A 10,975-nucleotide genomic window follows, 5' to 3' on the forward strand; every position below is an offset into this window, starting at 1 on the left:
TTCGAGCAACAACGTGGGCGTGTGCCCGCCCCGATGCTCGCAGCTTCCCTCCGGTGATCCGGTGTCCGCCACGGTGCAACAACAAAGATCACAAGGCGTAGGAGTGCGGGAGCGCAGGATGCGGAGTGCGGGACGGCGACTTTGTCTCCCGCGGTCGGGACACGCCTGACGTGGCCGGGATAGGCATGACGTGGCCGGGATAGGCCTGACACGGTCGGGACACGCCTGACGCGAACGACGTGACGCCCGCTGCCGGAACAGGCTGGCCCGGCAGCGGGCGTCGACGGATCATCGGTTCCTCCTCCCATCCGGCTGCCGGCGGACAGGCAGGCACGGACGGGAGGAGGAGAGCTCCCCGGTCGGGAGAGTCAGGACGTTGCGGAGCGGGAGCCGGATCCGTCCCCGGACGTCGTGGCGCTGCGCGCCTGCTTGCCCGCCTCGCTCCCACCGGCCTCGATCACGGGGACGTGCCGGCTCGACGTCGCGGACACCTTCGGCAGGCGCAGCTGCAGCACCCCGTCGGAGAGACGGGCCTCGGAGCTCTCGGCGTCGACGTCCCCGGGCAGCCGTACGCTGTACTCGTAACGGCCGACGCGACGTGTCTGCTGGCGCATCACACCGCTGCGCTGCCTGTCGGCGATCTCGGCGGTGATGGTGACCTCGTTCCCCCGGACGTCGATGCTGACGGCTTGCGCGGGCACGCCGGGCAGGTCCGCGTCGATGAGGTAGGAGTTCTCGGTCTCCTCCACGTCGACCGCCGGCGTCCAGGAACGCCGCTCCCGGGCCGCCAGCTCCGGCAACGAGACGTCCAGCAGCCGTCCCATCCTCTCGTAGAGGTCGCCGAACTCGGCGAACGGATCCCATGCGCGTCGGGTGAGGGGACCCGGGCGGCTGAGAACAGACGGAACGGTCATGGTCGATCACTCCTTCGCGGTCATTCCTGACAACGATCGTTATTGATGGTCACGACCCCGCTGCGACCCGTGGCAGGCGGCGGGGAACACCGGCACGAGGTGCCGGGCATGCCGGCCGGTGTGCTCATCGGGGTGGGCGCCAACCCATACGGGCTCTTTTCCGTTACTCGGGCGGGCAAACGACCCCGGACGTGGGATCCCGACGACAGCGGACCTGGGATCAGGGCGCCAGCCGTACCGGGGGGCTGGTCAGAACACCGCCGTGTCAGAACACCGCCGTGCCGTGGACGGGCGACGACGCCCGGGCATGGTGACGGCGTGGGATGCGCCCGGCCCGCGCGGCGAACCGTCCCGCGGTGACGCCGGCCGCCATCGCCGCCGCCATGAGGGCGGGGTCCTGCGCTCTTGTCACCGCCGACGCCAGCAGAACGGCGTCGCAGCCGAGTTCCATGGCCAGCGCCGCGTCGGAGGCGGTGCCGATCCCGGCGTCCAGGACGACCGGGACCTCGGCCTCGGCGACGATCAGCTCGATGTTGTGGGTGTTGCGGATACCGAGCCCGGTCCCGATGGGCGCGCCCAGCGGCATCACGGCCGCGCAGCCGGTCTGCTGCAGGCGCCGGGCGAGCACCGGATCGTCATTGGTGTAGGGCAGGACGGTGAACCCGTCGGCGACCAGGCGTTCCGCCGCGTCGAGGAGCTCAAAGGGGTCCGGCAGCAGGGTGTGCTCGTCCGCGACCACCTCGAGCTTCACCCAGTTCGTCCCCAGCGCCTCCCGGGCGAGCTGGGCAGTGAGGACGGCCTCATGGGACGTGCGGCATCCGGCGGTGTTGGGCAGCACCCGCACGCCGCAGCGGGCGAGCATGTCCAGCACCGACCCCGGAGTCGCGGTGTCCACCCGCCGCATGGACACCGTGCACATGTCCGTGCCGGAGGCGTTGATCGCCGCTTCCATGACGGCGAGGCTCGGTGCGCCGCCGGTTCCCAGGATCAGCCGGGAACCGAGTTCCTCACCGGCGATTGTGAACGCGTCGTCGGCCATGTCAGCCTCCCTGGGTAGCGGTCAGGATCTCCACCTGCTGGCCGGCGCGCAGCTCCAGGCTCTCCCAGCGGCTGCGGGGGGCGACGACACCGTCGACCGCGGCGGCACTCCCGCGGCCGGTGGTGGAAAGACTCACCATGAGCTGCTGGAGTGTGGTCCCGGGCGGCACCTGCATGGCCTTGCCGTTGACGGTGAGAGTCATCCGACGTCCTCCCTGGTCGTCCGATCCGCAGCGGCCTGGTCCTCGACGGTCCGGTCCTCGGCGGCCTGGTCCTCGGTCCGGTCGAACCTGGCCGGGATGAAGGCAGCCACCTCGTCGGGCAGGGCGCCGTCCGCCAGCAGGCCGGCGATGGCGTCCGCTGTCACCGGGGTGAGAAGTACGCCGTTGCGATAGTGACCGACGGCCAGCAGGAGCCCGGGTATCCGCGACGGGCCGATCAGCGGTGCGTTGTCGGGTGAGGCGGGCCGCAGGCTGGTACTGACTTCCTCCAGCTCGGCTTCACCCAACCCCGGCACGAGGGCCTGCGCATCCCGCAGGAGCTCGTATACGGCGCCCGCCCGCGGACGCACGTCGAACCCGACCTCCTCGCTGCTGGCCCCCACGACGATCCGGCCGTCGGCACGGGGCACCAGGTACACCGGGCAGCCGCGCACCGAGCCCCGCAGCACGCAGGTCAGCAGCGGTGACCCGACGGTGCGCAGCCGCAGGGTCTGACCCTTGACCGGACGTACCGCCGGTACCGCCCCGGGCGGCAGCCCGTCGATCCGGCCCGACCACGCCCCGCAGGCGAGAACGACAACCGGTGCGGTCAGGTCGGTGCCGTCGGCCAGCGCCAGCCCGACGACCCGGTCACCGCGCAGCAGCCACCGCCGCGCGGCGGTGGGAAGCAGCGTCACGCCCTCGGCCACGCAGGCCCGCAGCAGCGCACTGTGCAGGAGCCTGTTGTCGACCTGGTGATCGTCGGGCGCTGACAGCGCACCGGCCAGGCCGCTTGCCGACGCGGGGACGCGGGCGCGCAGCTGTCGTCGGGTCAGCAGCTCGGTCTCCAGGCCCAGCGAACGCGCGAAGCCGTGGATGTCGCGCAGCCCGGCCATGTCCGCGCCGTCCCAGGCCGCGACCAGCGTCCCGCAGCGCAGGTACCCGACCTCGATACCGCTGCTGCGCTCCAGCTCCTCGACGAATGCGGGATAGCGCCGCGCCGATGCCATGTTCAGCGCGAGCAGGGGCTTTTCGCCGTAGTGAAGCTCGCTGAGGGGAGCGAGCATGCCCGCGGCCGTCCAGCTGGCGCCCGATCCCGGTTCGGGATCGACAACGGTGACGGTGAGCCCACGCAGGCGGGCACGCCACGCCACGCCGAGCCCGATCACACCGGCGCCGGCGACGATGACGTCCGGCCGGGACCCGGGGGAACTCCAGCCGCGGACACCGGCTGCGCGTGCCGGCACGACGGTTGCGCCTGGCGGCATGATGGCTGCCGGCATGAGCCTCCTTATATACTTCCGGTGTCGTTGGCCTCACCCGATACTGTCAGCCCCGATTGCCAGTTTGGCCTGTCCTGGAGCGGTAGGCAGCGGAAAGATGCCTCGTCGGCGGGTAGGGCGTCCGGCGCAGGGTCGAATCGTTGTGATCGGATTCACCACGGTGGTGGTACCGGCTGTGGCGGTACCGAACAAGGAGGTACCAAATATCGTGGTACCAAATATCCTGATACCGCATATCGTGGTACCGCCTGACGGCGCTTGGCATTTAGCCGTGGACGTGGCTCATCCGACCGGACGGATGTCGGTGGCATCCGTCCGTCCCCTGACATGATCGACGGTTACGGTCCGCTGGAGCCGATCGGCCACGGCGGGTTCAGCACGGTCTACCTGGCCCGACAGGAGATTTTCGACCGTCAGGTCGCGGTCAAGGTGATGAACGCCGATCTCAGGGACCCCGACGCGAAGCGGCGGTTTCTGCGTGAATGCCGGGCGGCCGGGCGCCTGACCGGCCACCCGAACATCATCTCTGTGTTCGACGCCGGGACGACCCGTGACGGGCATCCCTACATCGCGATGGAGTACATCGCGGGCGGGTCGCTGGCCGATCGGATGGCCGACACGGGGCGGTTGGCCGTCGAAGAGGTGCTGCGCATCGGCGTGCAGGTGGCCGACGCCCTGGTAACAGCTCACCGCCATGGCATCCTACACCGTGATCTCAAACCGGCGAACATCCTGATCCGCGAGTCCGGGACCGCCGTTCTCAGCGACTTCGGCATCGCCGTGGTCGAGAACGCGGCGGAGGGCACGACCGCATCGGTGGCGTTCACACCCCGCTACGCGTCGCCCGAGGTGCTTCAGGGCGAGGAGCACACCGTCGCCTCCGACATCTTCGGGTTCGGTGCCACCCTCTTCGCGCTGCTGGCCGGACAGCCGCCGTTCACCGGTCGGGTTCCGACGCAGCTGCTGCGGGACATGCTGGACGGATCTCCACCAGCCCTGCCCGACGACCTCCCCAACACCATCCCGGACGATCTGGTCGCGCTGTTGCACCGGACCCTCGCCGTTGCACCCCAGCAGCGTCCCTCAAGCGCCGCGGTTGCGCTGGAGGAGCTCCGTGCGATCGGTGACGTTTCCGGCGACCAGGGCGGCGCTCCCGCGTCCGAGGACGACCCGCATGCGGCGCCGACGATGATCAGCCGCCTGGCCGATCCCGTTTCCGCATCACCCCCGCCCCCCTCGCCATCCGGCGGGACGAGCGGTGGGCCGACCCCGCCGCCACACCCGGGTGCGGGTCGCGCCGCCGGCAGGGGCGTGGAGCCTGTCGTGCCGGTAGCCGCTACCCCGGACGCTGCCACCGCGGGCCCTGCCACTCCGGAGCCTGTCGTGCCGGAGCCTGACGTGCCGGCGGCTGTCACCTCCGCGGCAGCTGTCACCCCGGACGCTGCCACCCCGGAGCCTGACGTGCCGGCCCCTGTCGTGCCGGGGAAGCGCCGCGGGCTGGGCCTGCTCGTACCGGTGGCGTGCGGCTTTGCGCTTGCGGCACTTCTGCTGTTATTACCGGGGGCCGGACTGCGCTCCCCCATCCCGGAGGTGACCGTCTCGGCGGGCCCGCCATCCGCCCCGGGCAGGTTCGCCCCTACTGTGTCCGGTTCCGGCGCCTCGGCCACGTCGGTGTCCCTCCCGGGGAGGCCCACCACGGGAGCGCCTGCCGCGGCGGTGTCCAGCACGGGAGCGCCGGCCGCGGCGGTACCCGGCGCAGGGCTGCCTGCCGCGGGGGAGCCGGGCGCGCGGGCGTCGAGCACGGGGGCACCCGCCGCCGGACCGCCCACGGGCGGCCAGGTGACTCCGACCGGAGTCGTCTCACCGCAGCCCGGGGCGGGATCCTGCGTGACCCGCAACGTGGCGACAACAGACGGCGCGGGACGGCACTTCACCCAGCGCTACGACTGTTCCACCTACGTGGGCTTCCCGGTGTACGCGAACGTCCGGGCCGAGCAGGGGTCGGAGGAGTTCGACGACAGCGGCTATATGGATGCCGCGGCGACCGTCTGGGCGATCTGCCAGTTTCGGGGCCGGGCGAATCCCGTGGTACAGGGCAACACAAATACGTGGTGGTTGTATACCCAGGGTGATCGTTCGCAGTCCAACACCCACGGGTACACGGCTGCCTGGGGGTACCTGCCGGCGACCGTGGTGACTCAGGGAGGGCAGAATCAGCCGGTTCCCGGAGTGCCCGCATGCTCGTCGTATCTGTAGAGCGGAGCGTTTCGTCCCATCGGGGCGTCCCACTTTCCGCCCCGAGTGTTTCGCCGGGTCCACGAACGGTGTGGGAAGGTGTCCGGCATGACGTACGTGCCAGGCGTCCAGGAGCCGCGGGCGTGGCAGGCGTGGCGGGCAACCCGGTCGGCCGGGCGGATCGGGGTGGCAGGCCTTGCCTGGACAGCCGCGGGCGCCGGTGTCACCGCGGCCCTCACCCACGCGGTCCCCTCGGTGGCCACACTGCGCCGGCTGCGGACCCGGGTGATGCCGGTTCTCGCCGGGGTCGGCGCACCGGACCACGTGGCACTCACCTTTGATGACGGTCCGGATCCGGCGTCCACCCCGCTGTTCCTCGACGTGCTGGCCGAGCTGGACCTCCGGGCGACCTTCTTCGTCCTCGGGACGATGCTGGAACGTGCGCCGCACCTGGCCGAGCGGATGGTGGACGCAGGTCATGAGCTGGCAGTTCACGCCTGGGACCACCGCTCGATGCTGTTGCGCGGGCCACGCTCCACCTACCGGCAGCTGCACCGGACCCGCGAACTGATCACAACGGTGACCGGGCGGCAGCCGCGGTTCGTCCGGCCGCCGCACGGCATCCTGTCCGCGGGGTTTCTCCTCGCCGCCCGCAGCTTGGACCTGACCCCGGTGCTGTGGACGGCCTGGGGCAGGGACTGGACGTCGACGGCCACGCCGCTCACCGTCCTCGACACCCTCATGCCGGACCTGCGTGGTGGTGGGACCGTCCTCCTGCACGACTGCGACTGCACGTCCGCACCACAGGCCTGGCGCAGCGCTCTCGGTGCCCTTCCCGAGCTCGCCGCACGCTGCCATGACCTGGGCGTTCGTGTCGGTCCGCTGGCCGAGCACGGTCTTCGCGCCCCACGCGCGAAAAACATGATCGCGCTACCTTCGGTCCTTCAGCCGGTTGCTGCGCCTGGCTTTTCAGCGACCCGGGAGTGTCACGTTGGCGGGTACAGGGAGTAGCTGGGGAAGTTGCCGTACAGCCTTTCCCCGGGGTCGCTGCCGATGGTGACGGCGTGGACGAGGTGGTCGCCGCCGACGAAGGCTCCTTTCCAGGACGCGCCGCGGCCGCCGAACGGTTCGTCCCGGTCCCCTCGTGACCGTGGCTTGTTGATGCCGACCTTGAATGCCTGGATCTCGCCGCTGAGCCGGTGGGCGAGCGTTTCGTCGTCGCAGGCGAGCGAGGCGACCAGCGAGCCGTTGGAGGCGTTCATCGCGGCGAGGAGCTCGGCTTCGGAATCGACCACCACGATCGTGTCCACCGGACCGAATGGTTCGGCATGGTGCAGCGCGCATGACGGTGGGGGAGCGAGGATCGCCACCGGGGGCACATAGGCCGAGGTGTCCTGGCCGGGCACGAAAGCGCCGTCGGCGATCGCTCCCCGGTACAGCGGTACGCCACCCTTGCTGACTGCCTCGTTGATCTTTCCGGCGAGCTCGGCGGACTTCGCCGCAGTGATGACGGGTCCGTAGTCGAGGTCGGGCAGGGGGTCGTCGTCGTGCGCGACGGCCAGGGGATGACCGAAGCGCACCGATGCGACCACGGGCAGGTAGGCCGCGAGGAACTGGTCGAAGAGCTGACGTTGGACGACGTAGCGGGGGTATGCGGTGCAGCGTTGCTTGCTGTATTCGAAGCCCTTTTTCAGGTGCGCGGCCAGCAGATCCCACTGGGAGAACTCCCAGATGCCCCAGGCGTTGAGACCCTCCTGCTCCAGGAAGTGGCGTTTGCCGGTGTCGACGAGCGCCGCGGCGACCTGCCCGCCGGCGGAGCGTCCGCCGACGAACGCAAGGCAGCCGATCTCCGGTGCCCGCACCAGTGCGCTCGACAGCCGGGATCCGGACCCGGACACCAGCGCCACGGGGAGCCCGGCGCGGCGCGCCAGGGCACAGGCGAGGGTGAGGCAGGCGGCCCCGCCGTCGGTCGGGGCCTTGGCGATCGCGGCGTTGCCGGCGAGAACCTGGACGAGCATGGCGTGCACGAGCACGCTCATCGGGTAGTTCCAGCTCGCGATGTTGCTGACCGGGCCGGGCAGCGGGCCGCGGCCGTCGATCATCCGGTCGATCTCCTCGACGTACCAGCGGACGCCGTCGAGCGCGCGGTCGACGTCGGTGCGCGCCAGCCGCCACGGCTTGCCGATCTCCCAGACCAGTAGCAGCGCGAGTAGGTCACGATGATCGTCCATGGCGTCCACCGCGGCGGTGACCCGCGCCTTGCGGTCGGAGATCGGTACGTCACGCCATTGTTTGTGGTCGTCGAGGGTGGCGCGGATGGCTTCGTGCGCCTCGTCCGGTTCGATCATCGGTGGGCCGACGATGGGTGACCCGTCAACCGGCGTGACGCTGCGCAGGGGGTCCCCGGTGCGGCGCCACCGGCCGCCCCACAGGTTGCGAAGCTGGTCCGGGTCGAAGGCCTCGGGCGCGGCCTCGCGGCACCGGGCGTACGCGTCAGACCATGTGGTGCCGGGCTTGACGTGTAGGTGGGGCGTGCTTAGGGAGGGTGTGACCATGACCTCAGGTTGCCTGTGATCGGCCCCGAGCGCCACCAGCACCACGCCTTGGACCGTGAACGGCGGGACTCGGACCGTGAACAGCGGGTGGAGCGTCGGGTGTTCGGATGACGACGCCGAGTATTGCCGCCCGAACGTCCGAACGTCCGAACTGTTACACAGAGTAGTCGCAAGCATGAGAGTCTCGGTGTTGAATCCCACTCGTGGGTCCACCGGGCTCTTCTCGCGGGTCCATCGGGGGATGCGTCATATGTCCAGTTCGGGGTTGATGATTCACCACCTTCGCGGGTATGGTGACGGTGTGTCGCCAGCGTCGTAGCGGGGCAGTGGCGCGTATCATTCCGATATGTCGGAAGCGGTATCGGTGCATGACTCGATCGGTGCCGGTACGGAGACACGGTTCTACGTAAGCCCCCCATCACATAGAGTGGGCACATGCGTCGATCGCACCTCGTCCGTCCGGCAGTCCGTCGTTGGACTATTCGTGCCAGATAGCTCCGATCTGTGATGATGGTTAGTGTTCTGCCACCTCTGCCACCTGTGGCACCTCAGTCCGAGCCCATCCGGGTGCTCGTCGTCGACGATCATGAGTTGTTCCTGCAGGGTCTGGAGACCGTCCTCGACCTTGAAGAGGACATCACCGTCGTCGGTCGCGCCGGGGACGGCCGGCAGGCCGTCACGATAGCCACCGGCACCACCCCGGACATCGTCCTGATGGACGTCCGGATGCCCTACCGTGACGGCATCGACGCGGCGGGTGCGATCAAGCGGGAGGTGCCGACCGCAAAGATCGTTATGTTGACGGTCAGCGACGACGAGTCCGATCTCTTTGAGGCGATCAAAGCGGGAGCGGTCGGGTATCTCCTGAAATCCATCCCCCCGCACGAGGTGGCTGGAGCGGTCCGCGCAGTACATAACGGACTAAGCCTGATCAGTCCCTCGATGGCGTCCAAGCTCATGGTCGAGTTCGCCGCGCTCGCCCGCGGTTCGGACGACCGGCCCAGCCGGGTACCCGCTCCCCATCTCACCGCCCGCGAGCTGGAGGTCCTCAAGCTGGTCGCGGAGGGGCGGGCCAACCGGGAGATCGCCCGGAAGCTGTTCATCAGCGAGAACACGGTCAAGAACCACGTCCGCAACATCCTGGACAAACTGCAGCTGCACTCGCGGATGGAAGCGGTCATGTACGCCGTCCGCCAGGGTCTTTTCGAGATCGACTAACTCCCCCCGGATTGTGCCTTCGGCGCAATCCGAGGACCCCTGCCTCTTGGGTTGGCCGTCGAGGTAGGGTAGATCATCTTTTCGATGATCCACCATGGGACTTGTGGTGCTCCTTCGGCGCAATCCGGGGACCCTTGCGTCTTGGGTTGGTTGTTGGGGTGGATGTTCGGCGCAATTCGCCGGGTCCAGGGCCGTCATGAGGGAGCATGTGCTGATCCGATCCGCTCGGATGGCTGTCCAACCCGGCCGGACGCGGGCATCCTTGTGGTGTGTGCTTGAAGGCGCCCCGCGGGGGTATCCGGGCATCGCCAGCGGTGTACGTTTCCGCTCGCGTCGGGTTCTGTCACGCCTACCTCCGAGAGGGTCATGCCTAGCCCCGATATACCCAGTCATAGTCCGACGCCTGCCCTGGACCGAGCCGACCCGGGCAGGCGACAGTGATCGAGTGGCTCCTCGTCCTGATCAGCGTTGCGCTGGTCGGGGTCTGTGGCGTTTTCGTCGCCGCGGAGTTCGCCCTGGTGACGGTCGACCGCATGACCGTCGAACGTGCCGCGGCAGCGGGTGACCGCAGGTCCAGGGGTGTCCTCACAGCGCTCACGAACCTCTCGACCCAGCTCTCCGGTGCGCAGCTCGGCATCACCATCACCAACCTGGCGATCGGATTCCTCGCCGAGCCGGCGATCGGGCGCCTGCTTCGCAGCCCGCTGAAGTCTGTCGGGGTACCAGCGGGCATGGCCACCGGTGCCGCCGTGACGGTCGCTCTGGTACTCGCCACGGGTGCGACGATGATCTATGGTGAGCTGGTCCCGAAGAATCTCGCCGTGGCCCGGCCACTGGCGACCGCTCGGATGGTGCAGGGATTCCAGCAGGGATTCAGCCGGGCGACCGGCTTCCTGATCCGCCTGCTCAACGGTGCCGCCGACAGCCTGCTACGGCGCCTGGGTATCGAACCGCAGGAGGAGCTTGCCTCGGCCCGCTCCGCGCAGGAACTGTTCTCCCTGGTTGGCCGGTCCGCGGAAAAGGGCACGCTCGCGCCGGAGACCGCGACATTGCTCCAACGCTCACTGGCGTTCGGGCACAAGCAGGCCGCGGACGTCCTGACCCCTCGGGTCCGCATGTGGACGGTCGGGGTCGGTGACCCGGTCCGCGAGGTGATCGCGCTTACCCGCCGGACCGGGCACTCACGTTTCCCGGTCGTCGGTCAGGACCTCGACGACGTGGTCGGTCTGGTCCATGTGAAGCATGCGGTTGCCATTCCCGAGGACGATCGGGATACCGTGACCACCGGTGATGTGATGGTCGCTCATCTGAGCGTACCGTCCACGATCGAACTCGACCCACTGCTGGAAACGCTGCGCCGCGGCGGGTTGCAGATGGCGGTCGTCATCGACGAGTTCGGTGGCACGGACGGCCTTGTCACCATCGAGGACCTGATCGAGGAGCTGGTCGGCGACGTCGTGGACGAGCATGATCGGGTCGGTGTGCGGGCGGCGCGGCGCCAGGACGGGACGTGGCTGCTGTCCGGTCTGCTC

At 69.3% G+C, this 10,975-nt stretch carries 9 protein-coding genes; 4 read left to right on the top strand and 5 right to left on the bottom strand.

Features of this window, described 5'->3' with window-relative positions; genetic code table 11:
- Window positions 1-368: 368 nt before the first annotated feature.
- The 4 genes from DD1DGNOD_RS07785 to thiO all read right to left on the bottom strand — a co-directional run bounded on the left by DD1DGNOD_RS07785 (window position 369) and on the right by thiO (window position 3,435).
- Window positions 369-914, bottom strand: coding sequence for an Hsp20/alpha crystallin family protein (locus tag DD1DGNOD_RS07785; RefSeq protein WP_131765915.1), 546 nt, complete (start codon window positions 912-914; stop codon window positions 369-371).
- Window positions 915-1,179: 265 nt separating this feature from the next.
- Entirely contained in the window at window positions 1,180-1,953 is a 774-nt protein-coding gene (locus DD1DGNOD_RS07790; RefSeq protein WP_131769770.1) for a thiazole synthase, read from the bottom strand.
- A gap of 1 nt (window position 1,954) precedes the next feature.
- The gene (gene thiS, locus DD1DGNOD_RS07795; protein WP_131765917.1) at window positions 1,955-2,155 is read right to left on the bottom strand and encodes a sulfur carrier protein ThiS; all 201 of its coding nucleotides are present in this window, start codon (window positions 2,153-2,155) and stop codon (window positions 1,955-1,957) included.
- Complete coding sequence (gene thiO, locus DD1DGNOD_RS07800) at window positions 2,152-3,435, bottom strand: glycine oxidase ThiO (RefSeq protein ID WP_131769771.1); 1,284 nt, start codon at window positions 3,433-3,435, stop codon at window positions 2,152-2,154. The genes thiS and thiO overlap by 4 nt, the downstream gene beginning before the upstream one ends.
- 327 nt (window positions 3,436-3,762) lie before the next feature.
- Between thiO and DD1DGNOD_RS07805 the strand changes: the two genes are divergently transcribed.
- Both DD1DGNOD_RS07805 and DD1DGNOD_RS07810 read left to right on the top strand, forming a co-directional pair.
- Window positions 3,763-5,691 (top strand): serine/threonine-protein kinase, encoded by a 1,929-nt coding sequence (locus DD1DGNOD_RS07805; protein WP_131765918.1) that lies wholly within the window; start codon window positions 3,763-3,765, stop codon window positions 5,689-5,691.
- A gap of 87 nt (window positions 5,692-5,778) precedes the next feature.
- The gene (locus DD1DGNOD_RS07810) at window positions 5,779-6,681 is read left to right on the top strand and encodes a polysaccharide deacetylase family protein (RefSeq protein WP_131765919.1); all 903 of its coding nucleotides are present in this window, start codon (window positions 5,779-5,781) and stop codon (window positions 6,679-6,681) included.
- Here DD1DGNOD_RS07810 and DD1DGNOD_RS07815 read toward each other — a convergent pair.
- Window positions 6,657-8,225 (bottom strand): aldehyde dehydrogenase family protein, encoded by a 1,569-nt coding sequence (locus DD1DGNOD_RS07815; RefSeq protein ID WP_131765936.1) that lies wholly within the window; start codon window positions 8,223-8,225, stop codon window positions 6,657-6,659. The genes DD1DGNOD_RS07810 and DD1DGNOD_RS07815 overlap by 25 nt on opposite strands.
- A 507-nt stretch (window positions 8,226-8,732) precedes the next feature.
- Here DD1DGNOD_RS07815 and DD1DGNOD_RS07820 point away from each other — a divergent pair.
- Both DD1DGNOD_RS07820 and DD1DGNOD_RS07825 read left to right on the top strand, forming a co-directional pair.
- Window positions 8,733-9,443 carry a response regulator gene (locus DD1DGNOD_RS07820; RefSeq protein WP_131765920.1) on the top strand — a complete coding sequence of 237 codons (711 nt, stop codon included), beginning with the start codon at window positions 8,733-8,735 and terminating at the stop codon, window positions 9,441-9,443.
- Between the two features lie 437 nt (window positions 9,444-9,880).
- Window positions 9,881-10,975 (top strand): hemolysin family protein (locus tag DD1DGNOD_RS07825; protein WP_131769781.1); only part of this gene is annotated, 1,095 nt, incomplete at its 3' end.

It is taken from the genome of Candidatus Protofrankia californiensis (genome assembly GCF_900634765.1).
In the GTDB taxonomy this organism is placed as follows: Bacteria; Actinomycetota; Actinomycetes; order Frankiales; family Frankiaceae; genus Protofrankia; species Protofrankia californiensis.